At 71.4% G+C, this 20,517-nt stretch carries 20 protein-coding genes; 8 read left to right on the plus strand and 12 right to left on the minus strand.

What is annotated here, in order from left to right; all coding sequences use genetic code 11:
- Positions 1-8 precede the first annotated feature (8 nt).
- A complete protein-coding gene (locus ACIBCK_RS08790; RefSeq protein ID WP_399388099.1) occupies positions 9-1,865 on the plus strand; it encodes a gamma-glutamyltransferase family protein in 1,857 nt (618 codons plus the stop codon).
- 170 nt (positions 1,866-2,035) lie between these two features.
- On the opposite strand, the gene ACIBCK_RS08795 is transcribed toward ACIBCK_RS08790, so the two are convergent.
- From ACIBCK_RS08795 to ACIBCK_RS08805, 3 genes are all read right to left on the minus strand, one after another.
- Positions 2,036-3,298, minus strand: coding sequence for a cation:proton antiporter (locus tag ACIBCK_RS08795; RefSeq protein WP_399388101.1), 1,263 nt, complete (start codon positions 3,296-3,298; stop codon positions 2,036-2,038).
- 4 nt (positions 3,299-3,302) lie between these two features.
- Positions 3,303-3,788: a TrkA C-terminal domain-containing protein gene (locus ACIBCK_RS08800; RefSeq protein ID WP_367039023.1), complete on the minus strand. Its 486-nt coding sequence runs from the start codon at positions 3,786-3,788 to the stop codon at positions 3,303-3,305.
- A 106-nt stretch (positions 3,789-3,894) separates the two neighbouring features.
- Positions 3,895-5,436: an ATP-dependent DNA ligase gene (locus ACIBCK_RS08805; RefSeq protein WP_399388103.1), complete on the minus strand. Its 1,542-nt coding sequence runs from the start codon at positions 5,434-5,436 to the stop codon at positions 3,895-3,897.
- 249 nt (positions 5,437-5,685) lie between these two features.
- Here ACIBCK_RS08805 and ACIBCK_RS08810 point away from each other — a divergent pair, with 249 nt between their 5' ends.
- Complete coding sequence (locus ACIBCK_RS08810; RefSeq protein WP_399388105.1) at positions 5,686-6,105, plus strand: SsgA family sporulation/cell division regulator; 420 nt, start codon at positions 5,686-5,688, stop codon at positions 6,103-6,105.
- A gap of 22 nt (positions 6,106-6,127) precedes the next feature.
- On the opposite strand, the gene ACIBCK_RS08815 is transcribed toward ACIBCK_RS08810, so the two are convergent.
- Positions 6,128-7,315, minus strand: coding sequence for a D-alanyl-D-alanine carboxypeptidase family protein (locus ACIBCK_RS08815; protein ID WP_399388107.1), 1,188 nt, complete (start codon positions 7,313-7,315; stop codon positions 6,128-6,130).
- Positions 7,316-7,464: 149 nt separating this feature from the next.
- Here ACIBCK_RS08815 and ACIBCK_RS08820 point away from each other — a divergent pair, with 149 nt between their 5' ends.
- On the plus strand, positions 7,465-8,154 hold the full coding sequence (locus tag ACIBCK_RS08820) for a restriction endonuclease (RefSeq protein WP_399388109.1): 690 nt from the start codon (positions 7,465-7,467) through the stop codon (positions 8,152-8,154).
- A gap of 70 nt (positions 8,155-8,224) precedes the next feature.
- Here ACIBCK_RS08820 and ACIBCK_RS08825 read toward each other — a convergent pair whose 3' ends face one another.
- Together ACIBCK_RS08825 and ACIBCK_RS08830 are read right to left on the minus strand one after the other, a co-directional pair.
- A complete protein-coding gene (locus tag ACIBCK_RS08825) occupies positions 8,225-8,716 on the minus strand; it encodes a glutathione peroxidase (protein ID WP_399388111.1) in 492 nt (163 codons plus the stop codon).
- 36 nt (positions 8,717-8,752) lie between these two features.
- Positions 8,753-9,532: an ABC transporter permease gene (locus tag ACIBCK_RS08830; protein ID WP_399388113.1), complete on the minus strand. Its 780-nt coding sequence runs from the start codon at positions 9,530-9,532 to the stop codon at positions 8,753-8,755.
- Positions 9,533-9,712: 180 nt separating this feature from the next.
- Between ACIBCK_RS08830 and ACIBCK_RS08835 the strand changes: the two genes are divergently transcribed.
- From ACIBCK_RS08835 to ACIBCK_RS08845, 3 genes are all read left to right on the plus strand, one after another.
- A complete protein-coding gene (locus ACIBCK_RS08835) occupies positions 9,713-10,798 on the plus strand; it encodes an S-(hydroxymethyl)mycothiol dehydrogenase (RefSeq protein WP_399388115.1) in 1,086 nt (361 codons plus the stop codon).
- Positions 10,798-11,427: an MBL fold metallo-hydrolase gene (locus ACIBCK_RS08840; RefSeq protein ID WP_399388117.1), complete on the plus strand. Its 630-nt coding sequence runs from the start codon at positions 10,798-10,800 to the stop codon at positions 11,425-11,427. The genes ACIBCK_RS08835 and ACIBCK_RS08840 overlap by 1 nt, the downstream gene beginning before the upstream one ends.
- A 145-nt stretch (positions 11,428-11,572) precedes the next feature.
- The gene (locus tag ACIBCK_RS08845; RefSeq protein ID WP_399388119.1) at positions 11,573-12,292 is read left to right on the plus strand and encodes a DUF2470 domain-containing protein; all 720 of its coding nucleotides are present in this window, start codon (positions 11,573-11,575) and stop codon (positions 12,290-12,292) included.
- Here ACIBCK_RS08845 and ACIBCK_RS08850 read toward each other — a convergent pair.
- Positions 12,263-12,553, minus strand: coding sequence for a DUF1232 domain-containing protein (locus ACIBCK_RS08850; protein ID WP_367039013.1), 291 nt, complete (start codon positions 12,551-12,553; stop codon positions 12,263-12,265). The two genes, ACIBCK_RS08845 and ACIBCK_RS08850, sit on opposite strands and share 30 nt — an antisense overlap.
- Positions 12,554-12,838: 285 nt before the next feature.
- On the opposite strand from ACIBCK_RS08850, the gene ACIBCK_RS08855 reads away from it, so the two are divergent.
- Both ACIBCK_RS08855 and ACIBCK_RS08860 read left to right on the plus strand, forming a co-directional pair.
- On the plus strand, positions 12,839-14,029 hold the full coding sequence (locus ACIBCK_RS08855) for an amidohydrolase family protein (RefSeq protein ID WP_399388122.1): 1,191 nt from the start codon (positions 12,839-12,841) through the stop codon (positions 14,027-14,029).
- On the plus strand, positions 14,022-14,678 hold the full coding sequence (locus tag ACIBCK_RS08860; RefSeq protein WP_399388124.1) for an isochorismatase family protein: 657 nt from the start codon (positions 14,022-14,024) through the stop codon (positions 14,676-14,678). The genes ACIBCK_RS08855 and ACIBCK_RS08860 overlap by 8 nt, the downstream gene beginning before the upstream one ends.
- Here the strand turns inward: ACIBCK_RS08860 and ACIBCK_RS08865 are convergent.
- From ACIBCK_RS08865 to ACIBCK_RS08885, 5 genes are all read right to left on the minus strand, one after another.
- Positions 14,665-16,278 carry an alpha-amylase family glycosyl hydrolase gene (locus tag ACIBCK_RS08865; RefSeq protein ID WP_399388125.1) on the minus strand — a complete coding sequence of 538 codons (1,614 nt, stop codon included), beginning with the start codon at positions 16,276-16,278 and terminating at the stop codon, positions 14,665-14,667. The two genes, ACIBCK_RS08860 and ACIBCK_RS08865, sit on opposite strands and share 14 nt — an antisense overlap.
- Before the next feature lie 9 nt (positions 16,279-16,287).
- Complete coding sequence (locus tag ACIBCK_RS08870) at positions 16,288-17,454, minus strand: lactonase family protein (protein WP_399388127.1); 1,167 nt, start codon at positions 17,452-17,454, stop codon at positions 16,288-16,290.
- 128 nt (positions 17,455-17,582) lie between these two features.
- Entirely contained in the window at positions 17,583-18,461 is an 879-nt protein-coding gene (locus tag ACIBCK_RS08875) for an ABC transporter permease subunit (protein ID WP_399388888.1), read from the minus strand.
- Entirely contained in the window at positions 18,458-19,147 is a 690-nt protein-coding gene (locus tag ACIBCK_RS08880) for an amino acid ABC transporter permease (RefSeq protein WP_399388889.1), read from the minus strand. Before ACIBCK_RS08880 ends, ACIBCK_RS08875 begins: the two co-directional genes overlap by 4 nt.
- Positions 19,148-19,204: 57 nt before the next feature.
- Positions 19,205-20,023 (minus strand): glutamate ABC transporter substrate-binding protein, encoded by an 819-nt coding sequence (locus ACIBCK_RS08885; protein WP_399388129.1) that lies wholly within the window; start codon positions 20,021-20,023, stop codon positions 19,205-19,207.
- Positions 20,024-20,517 lie beyond the last annotated feature (494 nt).

Below are 20,517 nucleotides of genomic sequence, written 5' to 3' on the forward strand. Positions count from 1 at the left end.
CAGCACTCTTGTTCACCACTAGGCCGACCCTCCAAGGCACCTTCGGCATGGTGTCCTCCACCCATTGGCTCGCCTCGCAGTCCGCGATGGCCGTCCTGGAGGACGGCGGCAACGCCTACGACGCGGCGGTGGCCGCCGGTTTCGTCCTGCACGTCGTCGAGCCCCACCTCAACGGCCCGGCAGGCGAGGTGCCGATCATCCTGGCCCCCGCCGACGGGGAGGTGCGGGTCCTGTGCGGGCAGGGCGGCGCGCCGGCCGGAGCGACCGTGGACCACTACCGCTCGCTCGGCCTCGAACTGGTGCCGGGCACCGGGCCGCTCGCCGCCGCCGTACCGGGCGCCTTCGACGCGTGGATGCTGCTCCTGCGCGATCACGGGACCAAGTCCCTCGCCGATGTCCTCAAGTACGCCATCGGGTACGCCGAGGACGGGCACGCTCCCGTGGAGCGCGTGGGCGAGACCGTCGAGACGGTACGCGAACTCTTCGAGACCGAATGGCGCTCGTCGGCCGAGATCTACCTGCCGGGTGGCCATGCCCCACGCCCCGGCGAACTCCTGCGCAACCCCGCACTCGCCGCGACCTGGCGCCGCGTGATCGAGGAGGCGGGCACCGGCTCACGCGTCGAGCAGATCGAGGCCGCGCGGAAGATCTGGAGCGAGGGGTTCATCGCCGAGGCGCTGATACGCCAGGCGGGCCGCCCCACGATGGACACCAGCGGAACGAGGCACACCGGAACGCTGACGGCCGCGGACCTCGCCGGGTGGGAGGCGAGCTACGAAGCCCCCGCGACCTACGACTGGAACGGCTGGACGCTGTGCAAGGGGGGCGGCTGGAGCCAGGGCCCGGCGTTCCTGCAGCAGCTGGCCCTGCTCCCCGCCACCCTCGCGGAGCTGCCCGCGTACGGCTCCGCCGACTACGTCCACCTTCTGATCGAGGGCTGCAAGCTCGCCATGGCCGACCGCGAGGCCTGGTACGGCGACGCGGAGGGCGACGGCACGGTACCGCTCACCGATCTGCTGTCCGCGGCCTACAACGAGGTGCGGCGGACGCTCATCGGCGAGAAGGCCTCGCGCGACCTGCGTCCCGGGAGCCCCGGCGGACGCACCGCGAAGATCTCCGCCCATGCGAGCGCCGTGGCCGCGGGCGAGCCCGGCTTCGACGCGCTCGGCCTGCCCGGAGCGGGCGCCGGCGAGCCGACCGTGGCCAAGAGCAGTACCTCACCCGTGCCCGGCGAACCGGCGGTCTCGGCGGACGGCGCGACCCGCGGCGACACCTGTCACCTGGACATCGTCGACCGCTGGGGCAACATGGTCGCGGCCACGCCGAGCGGCGGCTGGCTGCAGTCCAACCCGGTCGTCCCCGAACTGGGCTTCCCGCTCGGCACCCGCCTCCAGATGGCCTGGCTGGAGGAGGGCCTGCCCAACTCCCTCACGCCGGGCCGCCGCCCGCGCACCACGCTCACCCCGTCCCTCGCGCTCAAGGACGGCGTACCGGTGATGGCGTTCGGTACGCCCGGCGGAGACCAGCAGGACCAGTGGCAGGTCCACTTCTTCCTGGCGGTGGCGCTGCGCGATTCCGTACGCGGTGGACTCGACCTCCAGGGCGCCATCGACGCCCCCAACTGGCACAACGACAGCTTCCCCGGCTCCTTCTACCCGCGCGGCATGCGCCCGGGGAGCGTCACGGTCGAGTCCCGCATGGACGAGGCGGTCATCGAGGAGCTGCGGCGGCGCGGGCACGACGTGACGGTCGGCGAGCCCTGGTCGGAGGGCCGCCTGTGCGCGGTGGCGCGGGACCCGCGCACCGGGGTGCTCTCGGCGGCGGCCAATCCGCGGGGGATGCAGGGATACGCCGTGGGGCGTTAGAGAACCCGGGGAGCCCCCCGGAGGGGGCGCGGGGAACTGCGCGAGGACGGACCAGGACCCGCGGTCGGCGATGGCGCGAACCCGGCGGACGCAGGACCGATGAGCACTGTGGCACGGCCGGGTACGCGACATCGCGTACCCGGCTTACGGCGGGCGTCAGACGGCGGGCGTCACGGCCGACCGCTCGTGCCCTGTCCGTCGAGTGACTCCTCCGAAGACCGCTCCGGCTCCTGCGGGGCGGGCACGGACACCGCGGTCGCCGCCTCCCTGCGGCGCGCCACGGCGCCGCCCACCAGCGCGGCCACCGGCTGCGCGAAGCGTGCGGTCAGGGGGCCGACGATCACCAGGATCAGGACGTACGCCGTGGCCAGTGGGCCGAGCGAGGGCTCGATACCCGCGGTGACGGCGAGACCCGCGATGACGATCGAGAACTCGCCACGCGCCACCAGGGCGCCGCCCGCCCGCCACCGCCCCTTCACGGAGATCTTGGCGCGCCGGGCCGCCCAGTACCCCGTGGCGATCTTCGTGCACGCCGTCACGACGGCCAGCACGAGTGCGGGAAGCAGCACCGGCGGGATGCTCGCCGGGTCGGTGTGCAGCCCGAAGAAGACGAAGAAGACGGCGGCGAACAGATCCCGCAGCGGCGCGAGGAGGCTGTGCGCGCCCTCGGCGACCTCACCGGACAGCGCGATGCCGACCAGGAACGCGCCCACGGCGGCGGAGACCTGGAGCTGCTGCGCGATCCCGGCGACCAGGATGGTCAGACCGAGGACGACCAGGAGCAGCTTCTCGGGGTCGTCGCTCGACACGAAGCGCGAGATGACGCGGCCGTAGCGCACGGCGAGGAACAGCACCAGACCGGCGGCCCCGAGCGCGATGCCCAGGGTGAGACTGCCCGCGGCCCAGCCGACACCGGCCAACAGGGCCGTGATGATGGGCAGATAGACGGCCATCGCCAGGTCTTCGAGGACGAGGATGCTCAGGATGACGGGCGTCTCGCGGTTACCGAGGCGGCCCAGGTCGTTCAGGACCTTGGCGATGACGCCGGACGAGGAGATCCACGTGACGCCCGCGAGCACGACGGCGGCGACCGGACCCCAGCCCATCAGCAGCGCGGCGATGGCGCCCGGCACGGCGTTGAGCCCCATGTCGACGAGCCCGGCCGGGTACTGGGTCTTGAGATTGCTGACCAGATCGCTCGCGGTGTATTCGAGCCCCAGCATGAGCAGCAGCAGGATGACGCCGATCTCGGCGCCGATCGCGACGAACTCCTCACTGGCGCCCAGTGGAAGCAGCCCGCCCTCGCCGAACGCGAGCCCTGCGAGCAGATAGAGGGGGATGGGGGAGAAGCGGAACCGTCCGGCGAATCTGCCGAGCAGCCCGAGCGCGAGGATGATCGCGCCGAATTCGATCAGGAAGACAGCGGAGTGCACCGGATCACTCCCGCCCGAGTATCGCGGCGGCGCTCTCCACACCCTCGCGGGTGCCGATCACGATGAGTGTGTCCCCGCCGGCGATGCGGAAGTCCGGCGCGGGCGACGGAATGGCCTCGGCCCTGCGCAGCACGGCCACGATGGAGGCACCGGTCTCGGTGCGCATCTGGGTCTCGCCGAGCAGCCGCCCGTTCCAGTGCGAGGTGCCAGCCACCTCGATGCGCTCGGCGACCAGACCGAGGTCGGTGGTGTGCAGGAGGTTCGGGCTGTGGTGCGAGGGCATCAGCGCGTCGATCAGCGCGTCCGCCTCTCCCGAACTCAGCCGCAGCGAGAGCGCGCACTCGTCGGGGTCGTCGGCCCGGTAGGCGCTGAGGGTGCGCGCGCCGTCCCGGTGCGCGACGACCGAGACCCTGCGGTGTTCTCGGGTGGTCAGGTCGTACCGGATTCCGATGCCTGGGAGTGGCGTCTGGCTGAGACGTGAAGCGGACACAGCTCTTCCCCTAGTTGCTGCTGGGCGTCAATACGGCGTTAAGGTCACCCTATCGGCCCGTTCTTTGCCAGAACTTGGTGGTAGAGGCCCCGCTCCGGGGATAGGGCTAGGGCTGACGCTCCGCCAGCACCGTCTCGACGGAATCGGCTTCCGCGGGAGACTTGTCCTCGCGATAGCGCAGGACCCGGGCGAAGCGGAGCGTGACGCCGGCCGGATAGCGCGTGGACTTCTGCAGTCCGTCGTACGCGATCTCGACGACGAGCTCCGGGCGTACGGTCACGACGAAGCCGTCGTCGCTGACGGCGAGCTCACGCAGCCGCTCGGTCTGCCAGGCGAGCATCACGTCGGTCATGCCCTTGAAGGTCTTGCCGAGCATGGCGAACGTCCCGTCCTCGCGCCGGGCGCCCAGGTGCAGGTTGGAGAGCTTTCCGGTCCGCCGCCCGTGTCCCCACTCGGCGGCCAGGACCACGAGGTCCAGGGTGTGCACCGGCTTGACCTTCAGCCAGCTCGCACCGCGACGCCCGGCGATGTACGGCGCGTCCAGGGCCTTGAGCACCACGCCTTCGTGACCGCGGCGCAGCGTGTCGGCGAAGAACTCCTCCGCGGCGCCGACTTCTGTCTCGTCGGCGGGGTCGGCGACGACGGTGCGCCGCACCCGCATCGGCTCGGGGACGAGCCGCGCCAGGTGGGTGTGCCGCTCGGCGAACGGCAGGTCGAGCAGATCCTGCCCTCCGGCGTACAGGACGTCGAAGAAGACGGGGGAGACGGGGAGTGCGGCGGCCGCGGTGGTGACGTCGACACGGGACCCGACGCGTCCGGCGATCTCCTGGAAGGGGCGGGGTCTGCCGTCGCCGTCGAGTGCGATGACCTCTCCGTCGAGGATGAAGGTATCGCCCGCCAAATCCCGGGCGGCTGCGGTGAGTTCGGGCAGGCGGTCGGTGATGTCGTCGAGGGTGCGGGTGTAGACGCGGACGTCGTCCCCGTCGCGGTGCACCTGGACGCGGATGCCGTCCAATTTCTCCTCGACGGCACATGGCCCGCCCAGCTTGCCGACGCCTTCGGTGACTGAGCCGGCTCCGTGCGCGAGCATCGGGAGCACGGGCCGCCCCACGCTGAGCCGGAACTCGTCCAGGGCGCCCGGCCCCCTCGCGAGCAGGGCCTCGGCGACCGGAGTCACCGCCCCCGCCAGCATCACCGCGCGCCGCACCGCGGCCGGCGGGGCCTCCGTGGCGCGGGCGAGGCCCTCCACGGCGATGGCGTCGAGCGCGCCCTGGCGCACCTCTCCGGTCAGGAGCCCGACGAGGAACCGCTGCTCTTCCCCCGTGGCCGCGCCCATCAGCTCCCGCACCAGCCGCTTGCGCTCGCCCTGCGACCCCTGCCCGGAGACGGCGCCGATGGCGGTCAGGGCCTGGTCCGTGTCCTGGACGGTGAGGGTGGGCTCGGTGGCGGGCGGCGGCGACTCCTTCAGGAGACTCCACCCGATGCCCAGCCTCCCCTGGGGGAGACGGCCGGCGAGGTAGGGAATGACGATGGGGGCGTCGGCCGGGGCGGCCGCGCGGAAGAGATCGGCGAGGAGGGCGATCTTCTGCGACCGGGCGGGGGTGGTGGCCACGGTGGCGGATACGTGGGCCAGGCGGGCTAGGAGCATGCGGTGTCCTTTCCCCGGTCCCGCCCCGTCCCCAAACCGGGCAGGCGCTCAGCTCCCTCAGGCGCCCAGCTTCCTCAGGCGTGCGGGGCCCGGCCTTCGGTCCGTCCGGAGAGCCGACCAGGTGGAAGTGGCGTAGATCACACTATTGATCCCGCGCAACGCGTAATAAACCACCGCGCTTCGGACTCGAACAGGCACGGAAGAAAGCAGTGCGAGCAGCGGCAGCTGCGCCGGAACAGGAGTCCGATCATGGCCGTCACCCTTGAGCAGCCCGCCCGCGCCCGCCTGATCACACCCGAGGGACGCGAGCGTCCGGTTCCGGTGACCCTGCGCTATGCGGCCGCCGACCCCCTGGCCGTCCAGATCGCCTTCCCGCCGGAGGCCTCCCTCGACGGCGCGGAGGTCACGTGGATCTTCGCCCGTCAGCTCCTGGCGGAGGGGCTGCGCGCCCCTGCGGGCGGCGGCGACGTCCACATCTGGCCGTGCGGGCGGGCGCGCACGGTTCTCGAGTTCCACGCGCCGCGGGGCCTTGCCCTGGTGCAGTTCGACAGAGCCGTGCTGCGGCGGTTCCTGCTCCGTACGTACGCCCTCGTCGCGGCGGGAGGCGAGGCCGCGGGCCTCGACCTGGACCTCGACCAGGACCTCGCCCGCCTGCTCGGCGGGGTCTGACCCGGTCCGAGGCGGTCTGCGATCACTCCCCCCGCCCCGGGACGCCGTCGGCCTGGGCCGACCTCCGCCGCCGGGTCACCACCAGCGCACCGGCGACCAGGGCGGCGGCACCCACGGCCACGGAAAGGAGCACCGTCCAGTACGAGCCCGCGGCCGTCGAGTGGGAGGCGAGCTCGGCACCGGGCGTGGGACCCTGCGCCGTGCCCCGCCTCTCGCTCTCGGGAATGAGCGAACCCACCGGCCTGACGTGCCCCGCCGCCTTGAAGCCCCAGTCGAGCAGCGCCCTGGTCTCCTCGTACACGCGGTGGCCTCCCTCTGCCTGAGGGTTCATCACCGACACGACGAGCGTGCGTCCGCCGCGCTGCGCCGCGCTGATCAAGGTGTTGCCCGCGTGGCTCGTGTAGCCGTTCTTGATGCCAAGCAGCCCGGGGTAGGGGGCGACGCCGTCGGCTCCGGTGAGGAGCCGATTGGTGTTCTGGATGGGGTAGGACCAGTTGCCGTTCGGGAACTTGGCGAGCGATGTCGAGCAGTAGCGGGCGAACTGCGGGTCCGCGAGCCCCGCCCGGCCGAACACCGCCAGGTCGTACGCCGATGACACCTGACCCGCCGCGTCATACCCGTCGGGAGAGACCACATGGGTGTCGTGGGCGCCCAATGCGCGCGCCTTGGAGCGCATCTGACCGACGGTCTTCTGCCAGCCGCCGTTGAGCTTCGCCAGCACGTGCACGGCGTCGTTGCCGGAGCTGAGGAACACGCCACGCCACAGGTCGGCGACGGTGTAGCTGCGCCCCGCCTCGATTCCCACGAGGCTGCTGCCGTCCCCGACCTCGGAGAGCTCACTCTGCGTGACCCGGTGACGGGCGACGGCGTCCAGGTGGGGCAGGGCCGTGAGGGCGAAGAGCGACTTCAGGGTGGAGGCGGGCGGCAGTTGACGGTGCGCGTTGTGGGCGGCGAGCACTTCGCCCGAACGGGCGTCGGCCACCAGCCAGGACAGCGCCGAGACGTCGCGCGGCACGGCCGGGGCGCCGGATTTCGGCCGGACCTGGACGCCCGACCGGTCGAGGAGGTTCGAGGAATAGGCGGGCCCCGGCTTGGGCGGCGTGGGCTCCTCGACGGCCACGGCGACGGGTGTGGGCAGGAGGACCAGAGCGGCTGCCGCGAGGGCCGCGGTGCGGACGGATGAGGAGCGCGGGAGGTACCTGATGACCATTCAGTCACCGTACGAGCGAGGCCCGAAGCCCGCAGGTCAGCTTGGTCCGGCTGGATGTACGGGGTGGTCGGAGGCCGTGTGTGCACGGGACCTTCCGAACCCGCCCGTCCGCGCCCACACTGCTGGGCGAGGACGGCGGAGGGGGCCTGATGACCACTCGACGGGGACGGCGCGGAACGACGTGGAAGCCGTGGAAGCCGTGGGCGGTGTGCGGCGCCGTGCTGCTCCTGCAGTTGATGCTGATCTGGTCGCCGCTCCGGCCCTACGTGGCAGGGGCCTTGATCCTCGGCCTGCTCGGGTCCGTGCTGTGGTGGCTGTGGCGCACGGACCGAATGGCCCGCGACCGTGATCGCGCGTGGCGGAAGGAGGACGCGGTCCGGACGGGCCACCGGTCCCTGACACGGGCCGACGCGATGACCGGCACCGAGTTCGAGGAGCTGGTCGCCGGGCTGTGCCGCAGGGACGGGTGTACCGACGTACGCAGGGTGGGCGGGGCGGGGGACAACGGCGTGGACGTGGCCGGGCGGCTCCCGGACGCCCGGACCATGATCATCCAGTGCAAGCGGTACGCGCCGAGCCGCGCCGTCGCCGCACGCGACCTGCGCGATCTCCTGGGCTCCCGCGTGCACTTCGGGGCCGACGTGGCGATCTGTGTGACGACCGCGCGCTTCAGCCACCCGGCGCACACCTTCGCGGCGGAACACGGCATCGCCACCCTGCACCGCGACCACATGGGCCTGTGGAACAGCGGGACCACGCTCGAAGCACTGCTCGGCGTCAGCGACGCGGGCCAGGGCGACGTACGGCATCGGGCGCGCTGGAAGAAGACGTATGGATGATCCCGCGCGCCAGGGGAGTCGGGGAGCCGACCTGAGGCCCCTTGCTCCCTGGGTGCGCCGTGCGCCCGGGTTACTTCGGAAGGTTCGCCTCGATCGCGGCGATGACCTCGGGAGCGTCCGGCTCGGTCTGCGGGGCGAAACGCGCCACCACCTCGCCGTCCGCACCGACGAGGAACTTCTCGAAGTTCCAGCGGATGTCGCCGGTGTGTCCCTCGGCGTCCGCCGTGTCCACGAGCTTCCGGTACAGCGCGTGCCGGTCGTCGCCGTTCACGTCGACCTTCTCGGTCATCGGGAACGTCACGCCGTACGTCGCCGAACAGAACTCGGCGATCTCGTCCGACGTACCGGGCTCCTGGCCCATGAACTGGTTGCAGGGCACGCCGAGGACCGTGAAGCCCCGGGGCGCGTACTTCTCGTGGAGGCGCTCGAGGCCCGCGTACTGCGGGGTGAGCCCGCACTTGGAGGCGACATTGACGATCAGGACGGCCTTGCCGAGGTACTGGCCCAGGTTCGCCGGGCCGCCCTGGAGGGCGCCGAGCTCTGCATCTTCGTAGACAGACATGCTCCGGAGCCTACGCTCACGGGGCCGCGCAGATCACTACGGTCCCGTCCGGTTCAGGTGTCCGCGGGCGACCAGCTCCACCGTCGTGGCCACCGCGATCGCCTGGACCGCCATCAGGGCGATCAGCACGAACAGCTGCACCGCACCCGCGAGGACGGGTGACGCGCCGCCCAGGAGCATGCCGACGAAGGCGCCGGGCAGCGTGACAAGGCCCACCGTGCGGGTCTGGTCGAGGCCGGGCAGCAGGGCGTCCGACGCGGCGGGGCGGATCACCTCAAGGCGGGCGTCCCTGGACGGCAGACCCAGCGCGAGGCCCGCCTCGAACTCGCCCTTGCGGCCGCGGAGTTCGTCGAGGGCCCGGCGGCCGCCGAGTACCGTCGCGGTGAGCGCGCCGCCGATGAGGATGCCCGTCACGGGGATCATGGCGATGCCGTTCACCGGCAGCAGGCCGGTCAGGGTCAGGCCCGCCACCACCGGGACGACGGGCCCCGCGATCGGCAGCGCCGCCCACCACCAGGTGCCGTTGGCGGTGATGCGGCGCCCCGCCGTACGCGCGGCGACCGCGAACATCAGGAGCAGGAAGGCGAAGAGCGCCGCGACGTGGTGGATGACCCAGCCGATCACCAGGGACACCACGCCCAGCTGCACGGCCGCCCGCGCCCCCGCCACGAGGATCTCCCGCGCCCTGCCGCGCGAACCGTCGGGGGAGAGGCGGAACACGGCGGCCGTCGCCGCCGCGGCGAGCACCAGGACGAGCAGCACCACACCGAGCGTCGTGTTGACCGGAAGCAGGGCCTGAGCGGCGAGATCGCGCACGCGCCCACCCTAGGCGGCGGCGCGACGGCGGTCCCCGGGGATCAGGGAAGGAGCCTGGAACCGGTGATCGGAACTCGTGCGTCCGGGGTCGTCGCGAGCGGGCTCCGGATGTGAGGATGCGGGAGGAAAGACGCGATGCCGGACGAGTACGCAACGCCGGAAGAAAGAAGGGCTGACCTCATGGCGCAGCAGGTACAGGGCGTGATCGCGCGCGCGAAGGGCGAGCCGGTACGGATCGAGACGATCGTCGTGCCGGACCCGGGGCCCGGGGAAGCCGTGGTGAAGGTGCAGGCCTGCGGGGTCTGTCATACCGACCTGCACTACCGCGAGGGCGGCATCAACGACGACTTCCCCTTCCTCCTCGGCCACGAGGCGGCGGGCGTCGTGGAGTCGGTCGGCGACGGTGTCACGGAGGTCGCGCCCGGCGACTTCGTGATCCTCAACTGGCGTGCGGTGTGCGGCCAGTGCCGCGCCTGCCTGCGCGGCCGCCCCCAGTACTGCTTCGCCACGCACAACGCGAAGCAGAAGATGACCCTCACGGACGGCACGGAGCTCTCGCCCGCGCTCGGCATCGGTGCCTTCGCGGAGAAGACCCTCGTCGCCGCCGGGCAGTGCACCAAGGTCGACCCGGCCGCGTCGCCCGCCGCGGCCGGGCTGCTGGGCTGCGGGGTCATGGCCGGTATCGGCGCCGCCATCAACACCGGCAACGTCGGTCGCGGCGACTCGGTCGCCGTCATCGGCTGCGGGGGCGTCGGCAACGCGGCGGTCGTGGGCGCACGCCTCGCGGGAGCCGCGAAGATCATCGCCGTGGACATCGACGACAAGAAGCTCGAGACGGCGAAGAGCCTCGGTGCCACGCACACCGTCAACTCCCGTTCGGCGGACCCGATCGAGGCGGTCCGCGAGCTGACCGACGGGAACGGAGCCGACGTAGTCATCGAGGCGGTCGGCCGCCCGGAGACCTATGAACAGGCCTTCTACGCACGCGACTTGGCGGGCACGGTCGTCCTGGTCGGCGTGCCGACACCGGAGATGCGCATCGATCTGCCGCTGCTCGACGTCTTCGGGCGCGGCGGCGCGCTGAAATCGAGCTGGTACGGGGACTGTCTGCCCTCACGCGACTTCCCGATGCTCATCGACCTCTACCAGCAGGGGCGACTCGACCTGGACGCGTTCGTCACGGAGACCATCGCGCTGGAAGACGTGGAGAAGGCCTTCGAGCGCATGCACCATGGGGACGTCCTGCGTTCGGTGGTGGTCCTCTGATGGCGGCGCGCATCGACCACTTGGTCACATCGGGCACGTTCTCCCTCGACGGAGGCACCTGGGACGTCGACAACAACGTGTGGATCGTGGGGGACGACAGTGAGGTCGTCGTCATCGACGCGGCCCACGACGCGGACGCCATCGCGGCGGCCGTCGGCGAGCGCCGCGTCGTCGCGATCGTGTGCACGCACGCCCACGACGACCACATCGACGCCGCCCCGGCGCTCGCGGCCCGCACCGGCGCGCCGATCCTGCTCCATCCCGCCGACGCGGAGCTGTGGAAGCAGACCCACCCCGACCGTGCCCCCGACGGCGAGCTGGCGGACGGGCAGGAACTGGCCGTGGCGGGAACGGAGTTGAAGGTACTGCACACCCCAGGTCACTGCCTGGGCGCCGTCAGTCTCTACGCACCCGCCCTGGGCACGGTCTTCACCGGCGACACGCTCTTCGCGGGCGGCCCCGGAGCGACGGGCCGGTCGTTCAGCGACTTCCCGACCATCGTCGACTCGATCAGGGACCGCCTCCTCACGCTGCCCCCGGAGACGGTGGTGCGGACCGGCCACGGCGACAGCACGAGCGTGGGCGCGGAGGCGCCGCACCTGGAGGAGTGGATCGCCCGCGGCCACTGACGCACCAAACGACGTACGCGACCGGGGCTCTGCCCGGCACACACGATCGGCCCCGCGTGGTTCACCGCGCGGGGCCTTTCGCGTACTGGCCCTGTTCCGCGATCTCCGATAAGTTAGGCAAGGCTTACCTAATGGAGGTTGAAGGATGGGTGTCCGTCACGCCAGCACGACCGTGCCCACTGCAGCGGCACGCGCTCGCTCACTGCTCACCACCGCGTGGTCCTGCGCGGTGACCACGGAGATCGGCAGGGATGAACTCGTCGGCGCGCACAGCGTCACGCCGGAGGGCATCCTTCTGCTGACCCCGCCCCCCGACAGTGCGCTGGCCACCGCGATGATCTGCGCGCCCCGCGGCGAACCGTCCACCCTCGTGGAGTTCGCGGACGTCGCCCCCGTACCCGTACGGGACCGGATCCGGGCCCGGCTCTGGCTCTCCGGGTCCCTGGTGCCCGACGGCGAGGGATTCATCTTCGCGCCGACGTGTGCCGTGCTGCACGACTCCGCCGGGGGCCGAGTCGGCATCGACCTCGACGAACTCGCCCTGGCCGCGCCCGATCCGCTGGCCGAGGCGGAGGCGCGCCTGCTCACCCATCTCGCCGACGCGCACGAGGACGCCGTCGAGCAGCTGACCCGGCTCGTGTGCGCGGACAGCCTGCACGGCGTGGTCCGGGTGCGCCCGGTCGCCATCGACCGTTACGCGCTCACGCTGCGCCTCGAAAAGGCCCGCAGCCAGGCGGACGTCCGCCTCGACTTCGACGAGCCCGTCGAGGACGTCGCCCAGGTGACCGAACGCATGCACATCCTGCTGACGAAGGCCCGGCACCTGCGCCGCCCCCTACTGCGCCCCACGCCCCCCGACGCCTGAATTCGCCGACTTCATGGACCGCAGCGCGAGCACGAGCACACCGATGTCATCGAGAAAAACCGGGTCCGGCAGCAGATCCGCCGGCAGGACGAGATAGGCGACAGCGCCCCAGAACACCCACTGGCGCTCGACCGGCAGCCCCGCCGCCCGCAACGTGCGGCGCGTGCGGACCAGGCGTACGAGCACCGCGACCGCGACCGCGAGCGTCGCGGCCACCACGACCGCGCCGGCCACAAGGAGGACCGTGACTTCCGTGCTCATCAGACCCTGACCTCCGTCCTGCGACGTACTGCGACGTTGCGACGTACTGAGACGTACTAAGACGTACCGCGCCATACTGCGACGTCCTGCGCGGGCACTCGGCCCAGGCTATGGGTACCCGCGGGACGCCGCGCGAACATCCCGCCCCGCCCTCGTACGACAGACGTCCCGCTCTCTTACGACAGACGTCCCGCTCTCCAGCGACGGACTTTCTGCCCTCCCATGACGGACGATGGAGGCCGGCACCACCTCCGGCACCTCCAACTCCACTGCGGGAAGGCAGAGATGAGCCAGACGCTGATCTTGGCAGGGCGGGTTCTGACCGGGCCGCATGGCCAGTGCGTCACAGACGGAGCCGTACTGACGGAGGGCACCGGCATCGTCGCCGCGGGCGCCCGAGCCGAGATCGAGGCCCTGGCGCACGGCGTGTCGCGGCGGTACGCACTGCCCGACGCCACGGTGCTGCCCGGCCTCATCGACGCCCACGTCCACCTGGTCTTCGACGCGAGCAAGGACCCCGTCGCGGTCCTGGACGCGCACAGCGACACCACCCTGATGGCGGCCATGGAGGAGCGGGCGCTGCAGTTCCTGCGCAGCGGCGTCACCACGGTGCGCGATCTGGGTGACCGGGGCCGCCTCACGCTGCGGCTGCGCGAGGAGATCGCCGCGTCCCGGGTGCCCGGCCCGCGGATCGTCGCCGCCACGACGCCGCTGACCACGAAAGGCGGCCACTGCTGGTTCCTGGGCGGTGAGGTCGAGGGCGAGAGCGAGATCCGCGCCCTGGTCCGGCGCAATGCCGAGCTCGGCGCGGACGTCATCAAGGTCATGGCCACCGGAGGCGGCCTCACGCGGGGCGGCCCGGCCACCTGGCAGGCCCAGTTCGACGCCCCCGAGCTCCGCCTGATCGTGCGTGAGGCGCACCGGGCGGGGCTGCCGGTCGCCGCCCACGGACACGGCACCGCGGGGATCGTGGCGGCCGTGATGGCGGGCGTCGACACCATCGAGCACTGCACCTGGATGACGCGCAAGGGCCTCGGCCTGCGCGAGGACGTCCTGGACGCCATCGTCGCCAAGGGCATCCGGATCTGCCCCACCGTCAGCCCCAACTGGCGGATGCTGCCCATGTTCTTCGGCGCCGAACGGGCCGAGGCGATGTTCGACCAGGTGCGCACGATGGCGGAGCGCGGCGCGCGGCTCATCGCCGGGACGGACGCGGGCGTCCAGCGTGCGGGCTGTGACGGCCTGGCCCAGAGTCTCGGCTTCTACCAGCACCTGGGCATCGAACCCGACCGCGTCATCGACATGGCGACCACGGAGGCAGCCGACGCCCTGGGCATCGCCGACCAGGTCGGACGCCTGGCCGCGGGCTACCGGGCCGACCTGATCGCGGTGCACGGTGATCCACTCAGGGACGTGGCCGCCCTGGGCGACGTACGCCTGATCATGGCGAACGGCAAGATGGTGGACCATGAGTGAGACGTCCGTACATTCCGCGCGGCCTGACCCTGCGAACCCCGGTCCGGCCAACCCCGGTCCGGCGAACCCCGATCCGAACAACCCCGCTCCCGCCGAGCCCGTTCAGGCGCTGATCGTCGTCGACATGCAGTCCGCCTTCGTCACCGGCGACGGCGCCGTGCCGCAAGCGGCCCGCCTCCTCGACCGTACGACCGATCTGATCACCCGGGCCCGTGCCGCGGGCGCCCTGGTGATCCAGCTCCAGAACGACGGCGAGCCGGCTGCCGTCGACGAACCCGGCACGCCCGGCTGGGAGATCCACCTGCCCGCAGACGCCGACCGGGGTGAGAAGGTCCTGCGCAAGACCGTCGACGACGGCTTCGAGGAGACCGGGCTCGCGGACCTGCTCGCCGAGGCCGGCGTGCGCGACCTCGCCTTCTGCGGGGTGCAGTCCGAGATGTGCGTGATGGCGACCGCGCGTACGGCCCTGGAGCTGGACTTCCGCGTCGTCCTGCCCCACGACGCGCACGCGACGTACGACATCCCGGCCGCCGAAGGCATCAGCGACCTGGTCCCGGCGGCGATGGTGTCCCGGGTGGCGGAGTGGGCCCTCGGCGACGAGGTCGAGATCGTCGCGAGGGCCCGGGACGTCGAGTTCACGAAGCCGTAGTGGACGACGGGGGACGCAGATCGAAGACGCCGTACCCGAACCCCCGCGCCGTGACGACGCCGCCCTCGATCTCCACGCCCTCCGACTCAAGCGCCCGCGGGCCCTCGCCCGCGGCGTCCGTGGAGAACGTCGCCGGTTCGCTGCGGGGGTTGATCACCACGAGATGGCGGCCGCCCCTGACGTACACGAACGGATAGCCGCTGTGCAGCACCTCCACCGACCCGTCGGGTCCCAGCTCCGGCGTGGCCTTGCGCAGGGCGATCAGGCGGCGCACGAGGTGCAGCAGAGAGGTCTCGTCGGCCAGCTGGGCGGCCACGTCGGGGCGCCGCGGATCGGGGTCGACGGGCAGATACAGGCGGTCGGCCGTGGCGGTGGAGAAACCGGCGTTCACGCTGCCGTCCCACTGCATGGGGGTGCGTGAGCCCGCCCTGTTGTAGCGCGGGCCGAGCACGCTGCCCTCGGTGTCGGGCAGGCCCGGGACGTAACGCATGCCGATCTCGTCGCCGTAGTAGACCGCGGGGAGCGTGGGCCAGGTGAGCTGGAAGGCGAAGGCCGCAGGGAGCTGATCGGCGGTGCGCGGGCCGCAGTTGAGGCGGGAGAAGTCGTGGTTGGAGGTCGGCAGCGCGACGTGCCCGGCGTCCCCGACGGCCTCACAGGCCGCCTGCCAGGCCTCGACGAACGTACGGGGTGAGCCCTTGCCGCTCGGGTCGAAGAAGCAGTCGACAGGGTCCCATGCCTCGTCGTCGGTGCCCTCGCCGTTGTTCCACAGGGAGCGCAGCGGTCCGCCGTTGGTGGGGCCGCCGAACTGGAGGAAGAAGTCGGCGTGGAACCCCGCGGGCACGGACACCGCCGGATCTCCCCACTCCGAGAGCAGTACGGCTTCCGGGTGGGTCGCGTCCAGCCAGCCGCGCAGCTCGGTCCACACCCGGGCCGTCGCGCTGCGGTCAGGGTCGTCCTTGACGAGGGAGTGCGCCATGTCCACGCGGAAACCCGCGAGGCCGAGCTCCAGCCAGTGGCCCATGATGTCGCGCAGCGCGGCCCGGTTTGCGCGCGGACCCTCGGCGTCGACGGACTGCCGCCACGGCTCGGCCGGATTCCCGCGTGCGTAACCGAAGTTGAGGGCGGGCTGCGAGTCGAAGAAGTTCGGCAGATACGCGCCGGGGCGGCTCCCCGGGGACCGCACGAAACCGTCCGGGCAGCCTTCGGAGGCCCAGATGTACCGATGGTCGTCGGGGTCACCAGCCGATGCGGTGAACCACGGATGCCGGTCGGAGGTGTGCCCGGCCACCAGATCGAGCAGGACGCGGATGCCGCGCCGCCCCGCCTCCGCCACCAGCGCGGCCAGGTCGTCGTTGGTGCCGTAACGGGGCGCGACGGAGAGGTAGTCCGAGACGTCGTACCCGGCGTCGCGGAACGGCGAGGCGAAACAGGGGTTGATCCAGACGGCGTTGACACCCAGCCAGGCCAGGTGGTCCAGGTGCGCGGTGATGCCGTTGAAGTCACCGATGCCGTCGCCGTCGGAGTCGGCGAAGGACTGCGGATAGATCTGGTAGAAGACGGCCTCGGAGAGCCAGTCGGGGGCGGGGCGGAACGACGTCATGGAACCTCTCTACAACGGCAGTGCGCACACCGCGACCGGAGCGGCGAACGGCGTGTCGGACAGGCGCAGTTGGCCGCTCTTGCCCACGTGGAAGACGCTCACCGAGCTGGACTTCTGATGGGCCGCGAACAGCAACCGCTGGGACGGCGAGAAGGCGATGTGCCGGGGGAAGTCCCCGCCCGCCAGCACCGTGTCGAGCAACCGCAGCCGGGCCCCGCCCGCTTCGATCGCGTACCGCGTGAGGCTGTTGTGCCCGCGGTTGGCGAGGAAGGCGAAGGTGCCCTCGCGCGTGACGAGCAACTGCGCCGGATAGCTGGTGCCTTCACCCGTCCCGGTGGGCTGCGGCGCACCGGGAGTCAGCCGCCCGCTCGCGGGGTCGTAGGCGCAGACGACGACGGTGTTGTCGTTCTCGTTGGCCAGATAGGCGAAGCGTCCCGAGGGGTGGAAGGTGAGGTGGCGCGGCCCGGCGCCGGGTCGCAGGGCGGCGTACGAGACCTGGGTGAGCTTTCCCTTCTTCGCGTCGAGGCGGTAGCTGTAGACCGTGTCGTTGCCCAGGTCGACGGCGAGGACGTGTCCGCCGTCCGGGCTCGTCACGATCTGGTGGGCGTGCGGCCCGTCCTGTCCCGGGCCGGGCGGCGGACTGGAATGGGTGACCACGTCACTCAACTCCCCAAGCGCGCCCGAGGGTTGGACCGGGTGGACGGCCACGCTCCCGGAGAGATAGTTCGCGCTGAGCAGCCAGCGTCCGCCCGGATGCACGGACAGCTGGCAGGGCCCGGCACCTCCGGTGTCGCGCGCACCGAGAACCTCGGGCCCTGAGGGGGACAGCGCGACCGCGGTCACGGCGCCCTGCTCCTGCTCGTTGACCGCGTAGAGCGTCCGGCCCGAGGGATGGACGCAGAGGTAGGAGGGGTCGGGTACGCCGGCCAGGGTTCCGGTGCCGGTGATGTGCCCCGTCGCTTCGTCGTAGGTGGCGAGTCCGATGCCGGTGCCGCCGCCGGGCTTGGTGGTGTACGTGCCGAGGAAGAGCGGGCGCGCGCGGTACGGGGGCCTTCTTGGCGGTGCGGCCGATACGGCGGGCACGGACGCGGCGACGGCAGAGGCGGCGAGCGCTCCGATGAACCCCCGCCGCCCCCAGCCGTCCGCCGTGCGCTGCCCGTAGTGCTCACCGGTCATGCCAGCCTCCATGTCCGCACGTCACGCGTCGGTGGTGACACGTGTGGCAGACACAGTGGTATCCGAGAACCCCCAAGGACAAGAGGCACCACCAGGGTTGCGTACCGTGCAACGCCGAGCCGCGCGTGTCAGGCGAGTGGGGCGCGCCCCGTGGGGCTGGTGGTGACCGTTGCTCCCGTGCTACTCCTGCTGCGCCCGACCCAGGACTCGGTTCGGGCGGCGAGGGTGGTGAGCACCAGGTTCAGCAGGATGAAGAGCAGGGCGACGACGGTGAAGGAGGCAATGGTGTTGGCGCCGTAGTTCGCGGAGATCAGACGGACCTGGTGGAGCAGTTCGTCGAACGCCAGCATCTCGCCGCCGAGCGCGGTGTCCTTGACGATGACCACCAGTTGCGTGGTGAGGGCGGGCAGCATCGCGGTGACCGCCTGGGGGAGCAGTACGGACGCCATGATCTGTCCCTTGCGCATCCCGATCGCGCGAGCGGCGTCACTCTGCCCCCGGGGCAGGGCGATGATCCCGGCGCGCACGATCTCGGCGAGCACGGCGGCGTTGAAGACGACGAGACCCGTCACGACCGAGTACAGGGGGCGCATCTGCGGGGTGACATCGCTGAAGCGCGCGTACACCTCGTTCGCCAGGAGCATCAGCATCAGCACAGGGACGGCCCGGCAGCAGTCGATCAGCGTGCCGACGGACCGGCGGAGCACCGCGTGCTCGGAGAGCCGCGCGATGCCGAGAAGTGCGCCGAGCGGCAAAGCGAGGACAAGGGCGAGAGCGGCGGCCTGGACGGTGTGCAGCAGGCCGGGCAGCAGGAACTCGGTCCACACCCGGGAGTCCTCGACGAAGGGGTTCCACTTCTCGGCGGCCAGTTGGTTCTTGTCGCCGAGCAGCTTCAGGACCCACAGGGCAGCGGCGGCGAGTGCCAGGAGGAAGAGCAGGGAGCACAGCAGGTTGCGGCGTCTCGCGCGCGGACCGGGGGCGTCGTACAGGACGGAGAGAGCCTTCATCGCCGGACCGCCACTCTGGTGCTGACCCACCCGAGGAGGATTCCGGTGGGCAGGGTGATGCAGACGAAGCCGAAGGCGAAGACCGCGAAGACGGCGAAGATGGCGTGGCTTTCGTTCTCCATCATCTCCTTCATCAGCAGGGCGGCCTCGCTGACCCCGATGGCGGCGGCCGTCGTGGTGTTCTTGGTCAGCGACATCAGTACGGTGCCCAGCGGGTTCACCACCGCGCGGAACGCCTGGGGCAGGACGACATGGCGCAGCACCTGGGGGAACGTCAGGCCCAGTGAACGGGCCGCCTCGGCCTCGCCGACCGGCACGCTGTTGATGCCGGAGCGCAGCGATTCGCAGACGAAGGTGGCGGTGTAGGCGGCCAACCCCAGCACCGCGAGACGGAACCCGGTCTCCTTCGCCGTGCCGCCGCCGAGCGTCGCGCCCATCGTCTGGTGCAGGGCGAGCGACGTGGCGACGATGATGACGGTCAGGGGCGTGTTGCGTACGACATGGACGTACAGGGCGGCGAATCCGCGTAGCAGAGGAACCGGACTGACCCGCAGACCGGCAAGCAGCGTGCCCCAGGTCAGGGCTCCGGCCGCCGCGTACAGCGCCAGTTGGATGGTCACCCAGAAGGCGCCGAACAGGTCGTAGCGCTGGAGGTCGAGGAACTGGAGGTCGAGGACGTCGGGCAGCAGCGCGGCGGTCTCGGGGGCGGACGTGCCGGACGGTGGGCGGCCGACCACGGCTGCTCAGCCGGTCTCGGTGATCTTCGGAGCCTGTTCGTGGTCGAAGCGGGCGGGGCCGAAGTGCTTGCGTACCGCCCGGTCCCAGGACCCGTCGGCGACCATCTTCCGCAGCGCCTTGTTGACCTTGTTCCGCAGCGCGGTGTCGGACTTGGCCACGCCGATGCCGTACCGCTCGTCGCTGAGCCTGAGGCCGACGAGCTTGAACTTGCCGCGGTGCGCGCGTTGCGCGGCGAACCCGGCAAGGATCGCGTCGTCGTTGGTGAGCGCGTCGACGACCTTGTTCTCCAGGCCGGTCAGGCATTCCGTGGGTGAACTGAACTCCTGGAGATCGGCCTTGGGAGCAAGCTCTTCCTTCACATTCTGCGCGGACGTGGACCCGGTGACCGAGCAGAGCTTTCTGGAGTTCAGGTCAGCGGCGCCCTTGATGGACGTGTCGTCGGTGCGGACCAGCAGGTCCTGGTGGGCGAGGAAGTACGGCCCGGCGAAGGAGACCTTCCGCTTGCGCTCGTCGGTGATCGAGTAGCTCGCGACCACCAGGTCCACGTCCCCGCGCACCAGCAGATTCTCGCGCACGGCCGGGACCGTCGCCTTCCAGGTGATCCGGTCCTTCGATACGCCCAACTGCCCGGCGACGTAGGTGGCGACGTCGATGTCAAGCCCGCGGTACTCGCCGTCGGGCCCTCGCAGACCGATGCCGGGGAGGTCGTCGCGGACCGCCACGGTTAGCTGGTCCCCGTCCTTGGCGCCGCCCGACCCACCGCAGCCCGCGGCGCCGGTCAGCACCAGAACAACCAAGGCCGAGGCCCCCCTGCAACGCCTCATCCGGTCTTCCCCTCGCCGTGCGGGCCCTGCTCGTCGATCTCGGTCGCACACCCCGTAGACCAGCCAACGTCCCACACGTCCACTGCCGCCACAACGACGCGATCCGGACATCTGCCTCGGATCGAACGGCAGGGCGAGTGCCCGGTTTGCGCGGACCGCCGCGGACCCCTGACCTTCGGCACGACCTCCAGCCACGGCCCGACGGCTTGCGGCTCCGCGCTCGCCCCGCGGGCCGTCAACCTCCGTGTCCGTGGCTCGATCGGCGTGACCACCGACGGGACCGCGGCCGTCCGCCCGACGGCACGCCGCACGGTTGGTGTCACGAACAGCGCGTCAAATACGGAGAGTAACTACGGTAGATGGGCCGTGAATATGCGCCGCACGGTGGCCGAGGATGTCACCCGGAGGTATGAACTAGCCCTGAGCGGGCAAGATGTAGATGCCATTCGCGGTGCCGCCCCAGACCCCGGCGGCGTCGGGCGCCGGCCTGAGGG

This window comes from Streptomyces sp. NPDC051218 (genome assembly GCF_044455475.1).
GTDB lineage: Bacteria > Actinomycetota > Actinomycetes > Streptomycetales > Streptomycetaceae > Streptomyces.